The organism is Enterobacter sp. BRE11 (assembly GCF_031844285.1).
Lineage (GTDB): Bacteria > Pseudomonadota > Gammaproteobacteria > Enterobacterales > Enterobacteriaceae > Pantoea.
In genome coordinates, this window is the sequence record NZ_JAUZUX010000001.1 from 192,213 (window position 1) to 207,499 (window position 15,287).

A 15,287-nucleotide genomic window follows, 5' to 3' on the forward strand; every position below is an offset into this window, starting at 1 on the left:
ATAATTCGCCACCCTGGTTACAAGCCAGACAAACAGGCGTGCGAAGGCGAAAATCGGCAAAAAATGTGTTGACGCTCCAGAGCTCAATACGCATAATGCGCCCCGCAACGCCGATGAAGGTAACGCGAAAAAAAGATGGCTACGTAGCTCAGCTGGTTAGAGCACATCACTCATAATGATGGGGTCACAGGTTCAAATCCCGTCGTAGCCACCATCTTTTTTGCGGGAGTGGCGAAATTGGTAGACGCACCAGATTTAGGTTCTGGCGCCGCAAGGTGTGCGAGTTCAAGTCTCGCCTCCCGCACCATTTCAGTCTTCGGCAGCCGGATGGGGTATCGCCAAGCGGTAAGGCACCGGTTTTTGATACCGGCATTCCCTGGTTCGAATCCAGGTACCCCAGCCAATCCGATACGCTCTCGTGGATACGAGTCGACGAATGGGATATCGCCAAGCGGTAAGGCACCGGTTTTTGATACCGGCATTCCCTGGTTCGAATCCAGGTATCCCAGCCACATCGGGTGCAGTAAGCAGTACATTTGGCTACGTAGCTCAGCTGGTTAGAGCACATCACTCATAATGATGGGGTCACAGGTTCAAATCCCGTCGTAGCCACCAAATTATTGGGGTATCGCCAAGCGGTAAGGCACCGGATTCTGATTCCGGCATTCCGAGGTTCGAATCCTCGTACCCCAGCCATATAAGACAATTTGAAAAGACACTATTGGGGTGTCGCCAAGCGGTAAGGCACCGGATTCTGATTCCGGCATTCCGGGGTTCGAATCCCTGCACCCCAGCCAAATTGACAACAGGCCCGCTTTTGCGGGCTTTGTTGTTTTTGTCGTCTGGTCACTTTTGCTTTAAAACAGCAACACTGCTGTTAAGTCCGGTCACAGAGGCGCTTCCCGAAGAGCAAAGCGTCCCGCGCAAGGGACTGCGCGGGCCGAGCGGTCATGGATGACGAACAGCGACTTTGCGATCGGGAAGCCCCCTCTGTGGCCGCGCACGGATACCGCAGCCACACCTGTTCTCAGGCCCCCATATTATAGCCACGCCCGCTCTTCGGCCCGAAAGACGCAGCCGCGTCTACAAACCCAGCGCGTAGCGCAACACCTTACGCTTCAGCGCGCCCGAACGCTCAGCGGCCATCAGCCCCAGGTTACGGGCAAACTTCAGCGGCGGCAGCCGATTGCTGAAGGCAAAATAGAACAGATCCATCCCGCCCTGCATCAGCAGATTATCGCGACGTCGCTGCGACTGATAACGACGCAGCACATTCTCAGACGCCCACTCCTGCGCGTTGGCGCGCGCCTCCACCAGCACCTCAACCAGCGCGTCGACGTCGCGATAGCCCAGATTAACGCCCTGCCCCGCCAGCGGATTAATGGTATGCGCCGCATCGCCGATCAACGCCAGGCCCGGCAGCACATAGCGCTGCGCATGACGGCGCACCAGCGGAAAACCGCCCGCCGCATGCGCTTTAAAACGCCCCAGCCGCGCAGGAAAGGTCGCGGCGATCTCTTTTTCCAGCTGCGGCAGCGGCATCGCCTGCAGCTGGCGAATGCGCGCTGGCGCGTCATACCACACCAGCGAAGCGCGATTATCATACAGCGGCAAAAAAGCGCGCGGCCCCTGCGGCGTAAACTGCTGCCAGGTCGCGTCGCCCGCCGGGTGCTCGCAGGTCACGCTAATCAGCAAACAGGATTGCGCATAGCTCCAGCCGTCGATGCCGATGCCCGCCATCTGCCGTACCTGTGAGTTGGCGCCGTCGGCGCCGACTACCAGCCGGGCATGCAGTGCTTCGCCATCGCTGAGATCGAGCCGCCAGCCGCCGTTCTCCTGCTGTAAACCTGCGAGCGTCGCGGGACAGCGCAGCGTAATACCGAGCTGCGCCATCCTTTCCCACAGCGCGCGCTGCAGCACGCTATTCTCGACCATAAACCCCAGCTCCGGCAGGCCGAGCGACGCAGCGTCGAAACTCACGTGCGCCGTCTGCCACTCCCAGGTCTCCAGCTTGCGATAGGGCGCGCAGCGCATCGCCTGCACGCGTGGCCAGACATCGATCTGCTTCAGCAGACCCACCGAGGCGCTGCCGATGGCGGAGATACGCACGTCGGGATCGCTGTCGGCCTCAAAAGGCGCAGGCTCGGCGCGCTCCACCACCGCGACGCGAAATTGCTGAAGCGCCAGACCGCACGCCAGCGCGGCGCCGACCATGCCGCCGCCCACCACCACCACATCAAAGCGGTTATCCTGCATTGCTCATCTCCTTCTGAATCTTTACCCGCGGCAAAAAGCGGGATAACTGGCGCAAAGTGTACCGGAAAAACGCCCGGGCGGCAGAAATCGCCTGCCTGGCAAGAGAGGGATCGCCGCTTGTGCCGCAGATATGCGAAGTATGGCGGCTCTGCGCTGGTCACAACAGCGTCAAAGCATTACAATACGCGCCCTGCACCTCACTGCACTGAATCAATGGCTAGTTCGACAATGAAAAAACTGCATATCAAAACCTGGGGCTGTCAGATGAATGAGTATGATTCATCCAAGATGGCTGACCTGCTAAACAGCACCCACGGCTACACGCTGACCGAGGAAGCTGAAGAGGCGGACATTCTGCTGCTCAACACCTGCTCAATTCGCGAAAAGGCGCAGGAAAAAGTTTTCCACCAGCTGGGACGCTGGAAAAGCTTTAAAGAGCGCAACCCTGATTTGATTATCGGTGTCGGCGGCTGCGTGGCGTCGCAGGAAGGGGATCATATTCGCCAGCGCGCCAGCTATGTGGATATCGTATTCGGCCCGCAAACCCTGCATCGCCTGCCGGAAATGATCAACAGCGTGCGCGGCAGCAAAAGCCCGGTCGTGGATATCAGCTTCCCGGAAATCGAAAAATTCGACCGCCTGCCGGAACCGCGCGCGGAAGGCCCCACCGCCTTCGTCTCCATCATGGAAGGCTGTAACAAATACTGCACCTTCTGCGTTGTGCCCTATACGCGCGGCGAAGAGGTCAGCCGTCCCTGCGACGATATCCTGCTGGAGATCGCGCAGCTGGCAGCGCAGGGCGTGCGAGAAGTGAACCTGCTCGGCCAGAACGTCAACGCCTATCGCGGCGCGACTTTCGACGGCGAAATCTGCACCTTTGCCGAACTGCTGCGCCTGGTGGCCGCCATTGACGGCATCGACCGCATCCGCTTCACCACCAGCCACCCAATCGAATTCACCGACGACATTATCGAGGTCTACCGCAACACGCCTGAGCTGGTGAGCTTCCTGCACCTGCCGGTGCAGAGCGGCGCGGACCGCATTCTGACGCTGATGAAGCGCGCCCATACCGCGCTGGAGTACAAAGCGATTATCCGCAAGCTGCGCGCCGCGCGCCCGGATATCCAGATCAGCTCTGACTTTATCATCGGCTTCCCTGGGGAGACCCAGCAGGACTTCGAACAGACCATGAAGCTGATCGCCGACGTCAACTTCGACATGAGCTTCAGCTTCATCTACTCCGCGCGTCCCGGTACGCCGGCGGCGGATCTGCCGGACGACGTCACGGAAGAGGAGAAAAAGCAGCGCCTCTATATCCTGCAGGATCGCATCAACCAGCAGGCGATGGCCTGGAGCCGCCGTATGCTCGGCACGGTGCAGCGCATTCTGGTGGAAGGCACCTCGCGTAAAAACGTCATGGAGCTGTCTGGCCGTACCGAAACCAACCGCGTGGTGAACTTCGAAGGTTCGCCGGAGATGATCGGCAAGTTCGTCGATGTGGAGATCGTCGACGTCTACACCAACTCGCTGCGCGGCAAAGTGGTGCGCACCGAAGATGAGATGGGCCTGCGCATCGTCGAAAGCCCGGCATCGGTTATCGCGCGCACGCGCAAAGAGAACGAGATCGGCGTCGGTACCTTCCAGCCTTGATACGCGCTTCACTCCGCGGCGGCGCCTGCTGCGTCGCCGCTCTTTTCTTCTGCACGCCCTTGGTTTCTGGACGCGCTGCCCAAATATCATTAGTTACGCTTGCGCCCCGGCGACATGCCATAAATAATTTCTCAAAATGCCGTCGTTAATTAACCCGGCATCAGCACACATTCTAACTGGCCCTGAGTGACCCAAAGGATTCGTTTGAATATCGAAACTCGTGAAATCGCCCTTGAACCGGCAGATAACCGCCGACTGATGAGCCTGTGCGGTCCGTTCGACGACAACGTCAAACAGCTTGAGCGTCGTCTGGGCATTGAAATCAACCGTCGCGACAACAGCTTTAAGCTGGTTGGCCGCGCGCTCTGCGTCAACGCCGCTGAAGATATTTTGCGTACCCTTTACGTCGATACCGCGCCGGTGCGCGGCGTCATCCCGGATATCGATCCAGAGCAGATCCATCTGGCGATTAAAGAGAGCCGCGTGCTGGAGCAGACCGCCGACAGCGTGCCGGAGTTCGGCAAAGCGGTGCATATCCAGACCAAACGCGGCGTGATCAAGCCGCGCACGCCGAATCAGGCGCAGTACATCGCCAATATTCTCGATCACGACATCACCTTCGGCATCGGCCCGGCCGGTACGGGTAAAACCTACCTTGCGGTTGCGGCGGCGGTGGATGCGCTGGAGCGCCAGGAGATTCGCCGTATTCTGCTGACGCGTCCGGCGGTGGAAGCGGGCGAAAAGCTCGGCTTCCTGCCAGGCGACCTGAGCCAGAAGGTCGATCCCTACCTGCGTCCGCTCTATGATGCCCTGTTCGAGATGCTCGGCTTCGAGCGCGTTGAAAAGCTCATGGAGCGCAACGTGATTGAGGTCGCGCCGCTGGCCTATATGCGCGGCCGCACGCTGAACGACGCCTTCATTATTCTTGATGAGAGCCAGAACACCACCATCGAACAGATGAAGATGTTCCTGACGCGCATCGGCTTCAACTCCAAAGCGGTGATCACCGGCGACGTCACGCAGATCGACCTGCCGCGCAGCACTAAGTCGGGCCTGCGCCACGCCATTGAAGTGCTCTCCGATGTCGAGGAGCTGAGCTTCAACTTCTTCCATAGCGAAGACGTGGTGCGTCACCCGGTTGTGGCTCGAATCGTCACCGCCTATGAAGCCTGGGAAGAGGCGGATCAGAAACGTCGCGACAAGCTGGCGGAAGAGCGCAAACGCGACGCGCTGGCGGCACAGATCGAGGCGCAGGAGAGTAAATGAGCCAGGTGATTCTTGATCTGCAGCTGGCCTGCGAACAGACTGGCGGCCTGCCTGACGAGGCCGCTTTCCAGCGCTGGCTGGAGGCGGCGGTTACCCCATTTCAGCCGGAAAGCGAAGTCACCATTCGCCTGGTGGACGAGGCGGAGAGCCATGAGCTTAATCTGACTTATCGCGGCAAAGATAAGCCGACCAATGTCCTCTCTTTTCCCTTCGAGGCGCCGCCGGGCATTGAGCTGCCGCTGCTGGGCGACCTGATTATTTGTCGTCAGGTAGTGGAGCAAGAGGCGGAAGAGCAAGGTAAAAGCGTTGAAGCGCACTGGGCCCATATGGTGGTGCACGGCACGCTGCATCTGCTCGGCTATGACCATATCGAAGATAGCGAAGCGGAAGAGATGGAAGGGATTGAGACGGAGATAATGCTTGCTCTTGGTTATCCCGATCCGTACATTTCGGAAAAAGAAGACGCCTGAGCCGCTGGCTCAGTTTATCCCGCTGTCGGCGAGGACGCCGACAGCAACCACCCTCACCAGAGAGATCTCTAAAAAAACGCCATGAGCGACGACCATTCTCAAAACAGCGACGCACCCAGTAGTAAAAAGGGATTTTTTTCCCTGCTTATCAACCAACTGTTTCACGGCGAACCGCAAAACCGTGATGAACTACTGGAGCTGATCCGCGACTCCGAGCAAAAAGAGCTGATTGACGAAGATACCCGCGACATGCTCGAAGGGGTGCTGGATATTGCAGAGCAGCGCGTGCGCGACATCATGATCCCGCGTTCGCAAATGATTACCCTGAAGCGCAACCAGACGCTGGACGAGTGCCTGGATGTGATTATCGAATCTGCGCATTCACGTTTCCCGGTAATCAGCGAAGACAAAGACCATGTCGAAGGCATTTTGATGGCGAAAGATCTGCTGCCGTTTATGAGCAGCGAATCAGAGCCGTTCAGCATGGAAAAAGTGCTGCGCCCGGCGGTTGTGGTGCCGGAAAGCAAGCGCGTCGACCGCATGCTGAAAGAGTTTCGTTCTCAGCGCTATCATATGGCGATCGTTATTGATGAATTCGGCGGCGTCTCCGGCCTGGTCACCATCGAGGATATCCTTGAGCTGATCGTCGGTGAAATCGAAGATGAGTATGATGACGAGGAAGATCGCGATATCCGTCAGCTGAACCGTCAGACCTATACGGTGCGCGCCCTGACCCCGATTGAAGATTTCAACGAGGTGTTCGGCACGCAGTTCAGCGACGAAGAAGTGGACACCATTGGCGGACTGGTCATGCAGGGATTCGGCCATCTTCCCGGACGGGGAGAGAGCATTGACATCGACGGTTACTATTTCAAAGTCGCGATGTCCGACAGCCGTCGCATCATCCAGGTGCACGTCAAGATCCCGGAAAACGCGCCGTTACCCCAACTGGATGACGAATAACCCTATGTCATTGGCCTTACTTTACCCGCGCCAGCGGGTACGTTTGTTGCTGGCGGTAGTAACGGGTGCCCTCGGCACCCTTGCCTTCTCACCCTATGATTTCTGGCCCGCCGCGCTGCTGTCGCTGGGCGGCCTGCAGCTGCTGACGCTGGATCGGCGCAGCGGCCAGGCCACCGCTATCGGTTTCGCCTGGGGATTTGGCCTGTTCGGCAGCGGCATTAACTGGGTCTACGTCAGTATCGCCACTTTTGGCGGCATGCCCGGCCCGGTCAACGTCTTCCTGGTGGTTTTGCTGGCCGCCTGGCTGTCGCTCTATCCTGCGCTCTTTGCCGGCGTGCTTAACCGCCTCTGGCCGCGTGCGACGCTGTGGCGCCTGGCGCTGGCCGCGCCGGCGCTGTGGCAGCTTAGCGAATTTCTGCGCGGCTGGGTGCTGACCGGCTTTCCCTGGCTGCAGTTCGGCTATAGCCAGATCGACGGCCCGCTAAAAGGGCTGGCCCCGCTGGCGGGCGTGGAAACCCTGACCTTTATTCTGATGATGGTCGCAGGCCTGCTGGCTTACGCCCTTCACCAGCGCAGCGTGAAAAGCGCGGTCGCCGCGCTGCTGCTGCTGGCGCTGCCGTGGCCGCTGCGTTATATCCACTGGACCCAGCCGCAGCCGGCGCGCAGCGTCGAGGTGGCGCTGGTTCAGGGCAATATTCCGCAGTCGATGAAGTGGGATCCGCAGCAGCTGCTCAACACGCTGCGCGCCTACAACGGCCTGAGTCAGCCGCTAATGGGCAAGGCCCCGCTGATTATCTGGCCGGAGTCAGCGATTACCGATCTGGAAAGCAATCAGCAGCCCTTTTTGCACGCGCTGGACGGCGAACTGCGCCAGCGCGGCAGCGCGCTGATTACCGGCATCGTCGATTCCCGCCTGGAGCAGAACCGCTATCACGACTACAACTCGGTGATCGTGCTGGGCGGCGAGAAGCCCTACAGCTATCAGAGCATGAACCGCTACCAGAAAAACCATCTGGTGCCGTTCGGCGAGTTCGTGCCGCTGGAGAACCTGCTGCGCCCGCTGGCGCCCTTCTTCGATCTGCCGATGTCCTCTTTTAGCCGCGGCGACTATCTGCAGCCGCAGCTGCTGGCGGCGGGCTACCACCTTACCAGCGCCATCTGCTATGAGATCGTGCTGGGCGAGCAGGTGCGCGCCAATTTCCATCCCGACACCGATTTTCTGCTTACCGTCTCTAACGACGCCTGGTTCGGCCACTCTATCGGCCCCTGGCAGCACTTCCAGATGGCGCGCATGCGCGCACTGGAGCTGGGGCGTCCGCTGCTGCGCGGCACCAATAACGGCGTGACCGCTGTGGTGAATGCGCAGGGCGACGTCGAGAAGATCCTGCCGCAGTTCACCCGCGGCGTGCTGCTGGATAAGGTGACGCCGACCACCGGCGAAACGCCTTACGCCCATGCCGGCCTGTGGCCAGTCTGGCTGCTGACGCTGGGTGCCGCGCTGCTGGCGCTGTGGCGCCGCAAAGCCTGACCTGCCGTACACGGCGGTGAGCACCCTGCTCGCCGCTTCTCCCCATATTCCACTCGCTTTCTCGCTCTCTGCCCCGATTTTCTGCTGTGCCGTTGACCTGGCACGATGCTTGCTACCAGTAACCCTGTTTCCTGTAAACCTGGCGGACTAACGCGTTAACGCGAGCTGCGCTGCACCGTTTAAAGGCAGAGCGACGCACCCTGAGCGCGCAACCTGAAAAATACGCCTCAATTTGGTGCGGAACACTTCGCAAAATAAGAAACTTTTTCGTTTCATAACGTTAACAATCCGCTATGTTAGTGAATATTCTTAGCGCGCCGACGCGATGAGATAACAAAAAAAGCAGCAGGAAATACACACAACATCACACATCTGCGCAGTTTATATTCTGCGCGACATCTCTTGAAGGAGTTGGACCATGCAGATTCGCAAAGTGGCACTATCGCTTTTGCTGGCAGGCGTTGCGGCAGCAGGCGCAGCTCAGGCGGAAGACCTCAGCGGCACCCTGAAGAAAATCAGCGATAATGGCGTTATCGTCGTGGGGCATCGCGAGTCATCTGTTCCTTTTTCTTATTACGACAATCAGCAAAAAGTCGTGGGCTATTCGCAGGCTTACTCCAACGCCATCGTCGAGGCGATTAAAGCGAAGCTGAACAAGCCGGATCTGCAGGTCAAAATGATCCCGATTACCTCGCAGAACCGTATTCCGCTGCTGCAGAACGGCACCTACGACTTTGAGTGCGGCTCGACCACCAATAACCTCGAGCGCCAGAAGCAGGCGGCGTTCTCCGATACCATTTTCGTTATCGGCACGCGTCTGCTGGTGAAAAAAGGCGGCGACATCAAAGATTTCGCCGATCTGAAAGGCAAAACCGTGGTCGTGACCTCCGGTACCACCTCGGAAGTGCTGCTGCATAAGCTGAACGACGAGAAGAAAATGGATATGCGCATCATCAGCGCGAAAGACCATGGCGACTCGTTCCGCACGCTGGAAACCGGTCGCGCCGTCGCCTTTATGATGGATGACGCCCTGCTGGCCGGCGAACGCGCCAAGGCGAAGAAGCCGGATAACTGGGAGATTGTCGGCACGCCGCAGTCGAAAGAGGCCTATGGCTGTATGCTGCGTAAAGATGACGCCCCGTTCAAAACGCTGGTGGACGATACCATCGCCAAAGCGCAGACCTCGGGCGAAGCCGCGAAGTGGTTCGACACCTGGTTCAAGCAGCCGATTCCGCCGAAGAACCTGAACCTGAACTTCGATCTCTCGGCAGATATGCAGGCGCTGTTCAAAACGCCGAACGACAAAGCACTGAACTAACAACGACAACAAGGGCGGCCTCGCTGCCCTCTCGATTGCTGAAAACCCGGCGCGGACAGACAAGCTGCTCAGGTCGTTCCCCTGAAGCAGGCAATACAGACGCCGTTCATCAATCTTCAGGGTAGCTTAGCTACCCTTTTTTACCGGAGCTCGTTATGGGTATCGACTGGAACTGGGGCATCTTTCTCGAACAGGCCCCGTTCGGCAACACGACCTACCTTGGCTGGCTGTGGTCCGGATTTCAGGTGACCATTGCGGTCTCCTGCTGCGCCTGGATTATCGCCTTTCTTGTAGGATCCTTATTCGGCATTCTGCGCACCGTGCCTAACCGCCTGCTTTCGGCGATCGGCACCTGCTACGTAGAGCTGTTCCGCAACATTCCGCTGATCGTGCAGTTCTTCTTCTGGTATCTGGTGGCGCCGGAGCTGGTGGGCGAGAAGCTCGGCATGTGGTTTAAATCGGAGCTGGACCCCAATATCCAGTTTTTCACCGCGTCGGTCATCTGTCTCGGCCTGTTTACCGCCGCACGCGTCTGCGAGCAGGTGCGTGCCGCCATTCAGTCGCTGCCGCGTGGGCAAAAGAACGCCGGTCTGGCGATGGGCCTCACCCTGCCGCAGACCTATCGCTACGTGCTGCTGCCCAACGCCTACCGTGTGATTGTGCCGCCGATGACGTCGGAAATGCTCAACCTGGTAAAGAACTCCGCTATCGCCTCGACCATTGGGCTGGTGGACATGGCGGCGCAGGCGGGCAAACTGCTCGACTACTCGGCGCACGCCTACGAATCCTTTACTGCGATTACGCTGGCCTATATCGCCATAAACCTGGTGATTATGCTGATCATGAGTCTGGTGGAGCGCAAGGTGCGCCTGCCGGGTAATCTGGGAGGAAAATAATGTACGAGTTTGACTGGAGTTCCATTCCTCCCAGCCTGCCCTACCTGCTTAACGGTATGGTGATTACGCTGAAGATTACCGTGACTGCGGTGGTGTTCGGCATTATCTGGGGCACGCTGCTGGCGGTAATGCGGCTGTCGAGCTTTAAGCCCATCAGCTGGTTCGCCAAAATTTATGTCAACCTGTTCCGCTCGGTGCCGCTGGTGATGGTGCTGCTGTGGTTTTATCTGGTGGTGCCGAGCTTTCTGCAGCAGGTGCTGGGGCTGTCGCCCAAAACCGATATCCGCCTGATTTCCGCCATGGTCGCGTTTTCGCTGTTCGAAGCGGCCTATTACTCAGAAATTATTCGTGCCGGCATTATCAGTATCTCACGTGGGCAGGGTAACGCCGCGCTGGCGCTGGGCATGACGCAATGGCAGGCGATGCAGCTGATTATTCTGCCGCAGGCGTTTCGCGCTATGGTGCCGCTGCTGCTGACGCAGGGCATCGTGCTGTTCCAGGATACCTCGCTGGTCTATGTCTTGAGCCTGGCGGACTTTTTCCGCACCGCATCGACGATTGGCGAGCGTGACGGCACCCAGGTGGAAATGGTTCTCTTCGCCGGTCTGGTCTACTTCGTTATCAGCCTGAGCGCATCGATGCTGGTCAGCTATCTAAAAAGAAAAAGGACGGTTTAAATGATTAACCTGAAAAATGTTTCTAAGTGGTATGGTCACTTTCAGGTGCTGACCGACTGCACGACCGAAGTCCAGAAAGGGGAAGTGGTGGTCGTATGCGGGCCGTCAGGCTCGGGCAAATCGACCCTGATCAAAACCGTTAACGGCCTGGAGCCGATTCAGCAGGGCACCATTCTGGTGAATGGCACCGAAGTGAACAACAAGAAAACCAATCTGGCGCAGCTGCGCAGCAAGGTTGGCATGGTGTTCCAGCACTTCGAGCTGTTTCCCCATCTCAGCATCATCGATAACCTGGTGCTGGCGCAGGTGAAGGTGCTGAAGCGCGACAAGAGTGCCGCGCGGGACAAAGGTCTGAAGCTGCTGGATCGCGTCGGGCTGACCGCGCATGCACAGAAGTTTCCCGGCCAGCTGTCGGGCGGCCAGCAGCAGCGCGTGGCGATTGCGCGCGCGCTCTGCATGGATCCTATCGCCATGCTGTTCGACGAACCGACCTCGGCGCTCGATCCGGAAATGATCAACGAAGTGCTCGATGTGATGGTAGAGCTAGCGCAGGAAGGCATGACGATGATGGTGGTGACGCACGAAATGGGCTTCGCCCGCAAAGTGGCGAACCGCGTCATTTTTATGGATGAAGGCAAGATTATCGAAGACACGCGTAAAGACGACTTCTTTAATAATCCGCAGTCAGATCGCGCGAAAGATTTCCTGGCGAAAATTCTGCACTGATTATCCTGACGCACGTCATCAACCACTGAACGACGACGCATTTGCCAGGCAAGCGGATGGGATGGCGCGAAGTACAAAGCGTGCCGCGCGTTTTAAACACCCCAACACCTTGGCCCGTGCCGGGCGCACCTCATGGATGAGGGGCGTATCCACACGGGCCGCACGAGCAGGGAGGCGCAAAGCGCCTATACGATCGGGCTATCTCCTCCGCATTAGCCCAATCGCCCCGCCCGCCTCTTTTTACGGCTCAAACGGCTGGCGCTGGAACTGATCGTGCCCGCACTCCGGGCAGCGCGTTAATGTCTCTGGGGTATAAATCGCGCGCGTGAAGTGGCATTTCTCGCACACCAGATTGCCCAGCCCCACCACCTCGCCGCTCTGATACACGCCGTGATGATGGAGATCCTGAAATACCTCGCGCCACTCCAGCTGGCTTTTATCGGTAATATCCGCCAGCTCCTTCCACAGGCTCTCACGTATAATGCGCATAAACAGCGAATCATTCGCCTTCTCTGGCTGATGGATCTCCTGATAGCTGCGAGCAAACTCCTCTAAATCGCGTCGAACCGCCGCCAGCGCCTGGTCGATCTCGCCCGGCGTCGCGGAGTCGCTGGCCATGAGCTGCTGACGTCGCGACGTCACCAGCGCGTCGATATTCCGATCGCCCTGGCGCAGTCGCTCCGTCAGCGCGGCCAGGGATTCACGGTAAATGTGCGCCACTTTGTTCATTTTATTCTCCTTTCTGCGCGGGTAAGCCAGCTTTAAGTTTAGCCGCTTTGCGCCGTTTGCCGCGTTGTTTAGCAAAGCGAATCGCAATATGAGAGCAGGATGCGGCCTTCCGCGAGAAATCGCCGTAACAGGGCGGTGAAGTGTTGTTGACCGGCAGCCATATGGGTATGCTATGCGGATCTTAAAGTAAGCTAAGCGTTATTCATTAAGGACCACAGGCTGCCATGCAAGAGCAATACCGCCCGGAAGAGATAGAATCCCGCGTCCAGCAACACTGGGACGAAAACCAAACGTTCAAAGTGACCGAAGATGAGAGCAAAGAGAAATATTACTGCCTCTCCATGCTGCCCTATCCTTCCGGCCGCCTACATATGGGCCACGTGCGTAACTACACCATTGGCGACGTGATCGCCCGTTACCAGCGTATGCTCGGCAAAAACGTGCTGCAGCCGATCGGCTGGGACGCGTTCGGCCTGCCAGCGGAAGGCGCGGCGGTAAAAAACAACACCGCGCCCGCGCCATGGACCTATGACAACATTGACTATATGAAGAACCAGCTGAAACTGCTGGGCTTCGGCTATGACTGGAGCCGCGAGCTGGCCACCTGCAAGCCGGAATATTATCGCTGGGAGCAGTGGTTCTTCACCAAACTCTATGAAAAAGGCCTGGTTTATAAAAAAACGTCTGCGGTGAACTGGTGCCCGAACGATCAGACGGTGCTGGCTAACGAACAGGTTATCGACGGCTGCTGCTGGCGCTGCGACACCAAAGTCGAGCGCAAAGAGATCCCACAGTGGTTCGTTAAAATCACCGACTATGCCGACGAGCTGCTTAACGACCTCGATACGCTGGAAGAGTGGCCGGAGCAGGTCAAAACCATGCAGCGCAACTGGATTGGCCGTTCCGAAGGGGTCGAGATCACCTTTGACGTCGCCGACAGCGAAGAGAAAGTGACCGTTTACACCACGCGTCCGGACACTTTCCTTGGCGCCACCTACGTCGCGGTCGCCGCTGGCCATCCGCTGGCAGTGCAGGCGTCGATGGGCAACCCGGTGCTGGCTGACTTTATCGCCGAATGCCGCAATACCAAAGTTGCTGAAGCAGACATGGCGACGATGGAGAAAAAAGGCATGGCGACCGGCCTGTTCGCCATCCATCCGCTGACCGGCGACAAAGTGCCGGTCTGGGTCGCCAACTTCGTGCTGATGGAGTACGGCACCGGCGCCGTCATGGCGGTTCCGGCGCACGACCAGCGCGACTGGGAGTTCGCCACCAAATACGATCTGCCGATTAAACCGGTGGTGCTGAGCCAGGACGGCGGCGAGCCGGACGTCAGCGCCGCCGCAATGACGGAAAAAGGCACCCTGTTCAACTCCGGCGAATTCAGCGGCCTGAGCCATGAAGCGGGCTTCAACGCTATCGCCGACGCGCTGGCCGCAAAAGGCGTCGGCGTGCGCAAGGTCAACTACCGTCTGCGCGACTGGGGCGTCTCCCGTCAGCGCTACTGGGGCGCGCCGATTCCGATGGTGACGCTGGAAGATGGCACCGTGATGCCGACGCCGGAAGATCAGCTGCCGGTGATCCTGCCGGAAGATGTGGTGATGGACGGCATTACCAGCCCGATAAAAGCGGACCCGGAGTGGGCGAAAACCACCGTCAACGGCCAGCCAGCGCTGCGTGAAACCGACACCTTCGATACCTTTATGGAGTCCTCCTGGTACTACGCGCGCTACACCTGCACCAACTATGATGAAGGCATGCTGGATCCAGCTGCGGCAAACTACTGGCTGCCGGTCGATCAGTATGTCGGTGGAATCGAACACGCCATCATGCACCTGCTCTACTTCCGCTTCTATCACAAGCTGCTGCGCGATGCGGGCCTGGTCACCTCAAACGAGCCAGCGAAGCGTCTGCTGTGTCAGGGTATGGTGCTGGCGGACGCCTTCTACTACCTCGGCGTCAACGGCGAGCGCAACTGGGTCTCTCCGGTCGACGTCACCGTCGAGCGCGATGAGAAAGGCCGCATCGTGAAAGCGACCGACAGCCAGGGCCGCGAGGTGATCTACGCTGGCATGAGCAAAATGTCGAAGTCGAAAAACAACGGCATTGACCCGCAGCTGATGGTCGAGCGCTACGGCGCAGATACGGTTCGCCTGTTTATGATGTTCGCTTCGCCAGCGGAAATGACGCTGGAGTGGCAGGAGTCAGGCGTCGAAGGCGCAAACCGCTTCCTCAAGCGCGTGTGGAAGCTGGCCTACGAGCATACGGCGAAAGGCGCAACGGTCGCGCTGGATATCAGCAGCCTTAACGACGATCAGAAAGCGCTGCGTCGCGATCTGCACAAAACCATCGCCAAAGTTTCCGACGACATCGGCCGTCGTCAGACCTTCAACACCGCCATCGCGGCGATCATGGAGCTGATGAACAAGCTGGCGCGCGCGCCGCAGGAGAGCGAGCAGGATCGCGCGCTGATGCAGGAAGCGCTGCTGGCCGTCGTTCGCATGCTCTACCCGTTTACTCCGCACGCCAGCTATGTGCTGTGGCAGGAGCTGGGCGGCGAAGGCAGCGTAGACAACGCCGACTGGCCGGTAGCGGACGAGGCGGCGATGGTGGAAGAGTCGCTGCTGGTGGTTGTGCAGGTAAATGGTAAAGTGCGTGGTAAAATTACCGTGGCCGCCGACGCGACGCAGGAGCAGGTTCAGGCTCGCGCCGCCCAGGAACACCTGGTGGCGAAGTACCTTGAGGGTGTCACCATCCGCAAAGTGATTTATGTACCCGGCAAACTGCTTAACCTGGTCGTAGGTTAAG

12 protein-coding genes and 7 tRNA genes are annotated in these 15,287 nt (G+C 58.6%); 17 read left to right on the plus strand and 2 right to left on the minus strand.

Annotated features, from left to right (window positions below):
• The first annotated feature begins 137 nt into the window (after positions 1-137).
• The 7 genes from Q9R34_RS00900 (at position 138) to Q9R34_RS00930 (ending at position 797) form a co-directional block, all read left to right on the plus strand.
• A tRNA-Met gene (locus Q9R34_RS00900) sits at positions 138-214 on the plus strand.
• A gap of 8 nt (positions 215-222) precedes the next feature.
• Positions 223-307, plus strand: a tRNA-Leu gene (locus Q9R34_RS00905).
• A gap of 21 nt (positions 308-328) precedes the next feature.
• Positions 329-403 (plus strand) — tRNA-Gln (locus Q9R34_RS00910).
• A 34-nt stretch (positions 404-437) separates the two neighbouring features.
• Positions 438-512, plus strand: a tRNA-Gln gene (locus Q9R34_RS00915).
• A gap of 26 nt (positions 513-538) precedes the next feature.
• Positions 539-615 (plus strand) — tRNA-Met (locus tag Q9R34_RS00920).
• 6 nt (positions 616-621) lie between these two features.
• A tRNA-Gln gene (locus Q9R34_RS00925) sits at positions 622-696 on the plus strand.
• Between the two features lie 26 nt (positions 697-722).
• Positions 723-797, plus strand: a tRNA-Gln gene (locus tag Q9R34_RS00930).
• Positions 798-1,083: 286 nt separating this feature from the next.
• Here Q9R34_RS00930 and ubiF read toward each other — a convergent pair.
• The gene (ubiF, locus tag Q9R34_RS00935; RefSeq protein WP_485892038.1) at positions 1,084-2,256 is read right to left on the minus strand and encodes a 3-demethoxyubiquinol 3-hydroxylase; all 1,173 of its coding nucleotides are present in this window, start codon (positions 2,254-2,256) and stop codon (positions 1,084-1,086) included.
• Positions 2,257-2,469: 213 nt separating this feature from the next.
• Here ubiF and miaB point away from each other — a divergent pair, with 213 nt between their 5' ends.
• From miaB to Q9R34_RS00980, 9 genes are all read left to right on the plus strand, one after another.
• Positions 2,470-3,906 (plus strand): tRNA (N6-isopentenyl adenosine(37)-C2)-methylthiotransferase MiaB, encoded by a 1,437-nt coding sequence (miaB, locus tag Q9R34_RS00940; RefSeq protein WP_485892039.1) that lies wholly within the window; start codon positions 2,470-2,472, stop codon positions 3,904-3,906.
• A gap of 204 nt (positions 3,907-4,110) precedes the next feature.
• Positions 4,111-5,172, plus strand: coding sequence for a PhoH family protein (locus Q9R34_RS00945; RefSeq protein ID WP_485892040.1), 1,062 nt, complete (start codon positions 4,111-4,113; stop codon positions 5,170-5,172).
• Complete coding sequence (gene ybeY, locus Q9R34_RS00950; protein ID WP_434123863.1) at positions 5,169-5,642, plus strand: rRNA maturation RNase YbeY; 474 nt, start codon at positions 5,169-5,171, stop codon at positions 5,640-5,642. The genes Q9R34_RS00945 and ybeY overlap by 4 nt, the downstream gene beginning before the upstream one ends.
• A gap of 81 nt (positions 5,643-5,723) precedes the next feature.
• Complete coding sequence (corC, locus tag Q9R34_RS00955; protein ID WP_434123865.1) at positions 5,724-6,605, plus strand: CNNM family magnesium/cobalt transport protein CorC; 882 nt, start codon at positions 5,724-5,726, stop codon at positions 6,603-6,605.
• 4 nt (positions 6,606-6,609) lie between these two features.
• Complete coding sequence (gene lnt, locus Q9R34_RS00960; protein WP_434123866.1) at positions 6,610-8,133, plus strand: apolipoprotein N-acyltransferase; 1,524 nt, start codon at positions 6,610-6,612, stop codon at positions 8,131-8,133.
• Between the two features lie 418 nt (positions 8,134-8,551).
• Entirely contained in the window at positions 8,552-9,451 is a 900-nt protein-coding gene (locus tag Q9R34_RS00965; protein WP_434123867.1) for a glutamate/aspartate ABC transporter substrate-binding protein, read from the plus strand.
• 155 nt (positions 9,452-9,606) lie between these two features.
• Positions 9,607-10,347 (plus strand): amino acid ABC transporter permease, encoded by a 741-nt coding sequence (locus Q9R34_RS00970; RefSeq protein ID WP_033788922.1) that lies wholly within the window; start codon positions 9,607-9,609, stop codon positions 10,345-10,347.
• Positions 10,347-11,024 (plus strand): glutamate/aspartate ABC transporter permease GltK, encoded by a 678-nt coding sequence (gltK, locus tag Q9R34_RS00975; RefSeq protein ID WP_434123868.1) that lies wholly within the window; start codon positions 10,347-10,349, stop codon positions 11,022-11,024. The genes Q9R34_RS00970 and gltK overlap by 1 nt, the downstream gene beginning before the upstream one ends.
• A complete protein-coding gene (locus tag Q9R34_RS00980; protein ID WP_434123869.1) occupies positions 11,025-11,750 on the plus strand; it encodes an amino acid ABC transporter ATP-binding protein in 726 nt (241 codons plus the stop codon).
• A gap of 240 nt (positions 11,751-11,990) precedes the next feature.
• Here Q9R34_RS00980 and Q9R34_RS00985 read toward each other — a convergent pair whose 3' ends face one another.
• Positions 11,991-12,479, minus strand: a complete 489-nt coding sequence (locus tag Q9R34_RS00985; RefSeq protein ID WP_485892041.1) for a zinc ribbon-containing protein — start codon at positions 12,477-12,479, stop codon at positions 11,991-11,993.
• A gap of 224 nt (positions 12,480-12,703) precedes the next feature.
• On the opposite strand from Q9R34_RS00985, the gene leuS reads away from it, so the two are divergent.
• Positions 12,704-15,286, plus strand: coding sequence for a leucine--tRNA ligase (gene leuS, locus Q9R34_RS00990; protein WP_434123873.1), 2,583 nt, complete (start codon positions 12,704-12,706; stop codon positions 15,284-15,286).
• The last annotated feature ends 1 nt before the right edge of the window (position 15,287 follow it).

Coding starts and splice junctions, on each gene's coding strand:
- ybeY (WP_434123863.1), top strand. CDS start 5,169: ATGAGCCAGGTGATTCTTGATCTGCAGCTGGCCTGCGAACAGACTGGC.
- lnt (WP_434123866.1), top strand. CDS start 6,610: ATGTCATTGGCCTTACTTTACCCGCGCCAGCGGGTACGTTTGTTGCTG.
- Q9R34_RS00970 (WP_033788922.1), top strand. CDS start 9,607: ATGGGTATCGACTGGAACTGGGGCATCTTTCTCGAACAGGCCCCGTTC.
- corC (WP_434123865.1), top strand. CDS start 5,724: ATGAGCGACGACCATTCTCAAAACAGCGACGCACCCAGTAGTAAAAAG.
- miaB (WP_485892039.1), top strand. CDS start 2,470: ATGGCTAGTTCGACAATGAAAAAACTGCATATCAAAACCTGGGGCTGT.
- gltK (WP_434123868.1), top strand. CDS start 10,347: ATGTACGAGTTTGACTGGAGTTCCATTCCTCCCAGCCTGCCCTACCTG.
- Q9R34_RS00980 (WP_434123869.1), top strand. CDS start 11,025: ATGATTAACCTGAAAAATGTTTCTAAGTGGTATGGTCACTTTCAGGTG.
- ubiF (WP_485892038.1), bottom strand. CDS start 2,256: ATGCAGGATAACCGCTTTGATGTGGTGGTGGTGGGCGGCGGCATGGTC.
- Q9R34_RS00985 (WP_485892041.1), bottom strand. CDS start 12,479: ATGAACAAAGTGGCGCACATTTACCGTGAATCCCTGGCCGCGCTGACG.
- Q9R34_RS00965 (WP_434123867.1), top strand. CDS start 8,552: ATGCAGATTCGCAAAGTGGCACTATCGCTTTTGCTGGCAGGCGTTGCG.
- leuS (WP_434123873.1), top strand. CDS start 12,704: ATGCAAGAGCAATACCGCCCGGAAGAGATAGAATCCCGCGTCCAGCAA.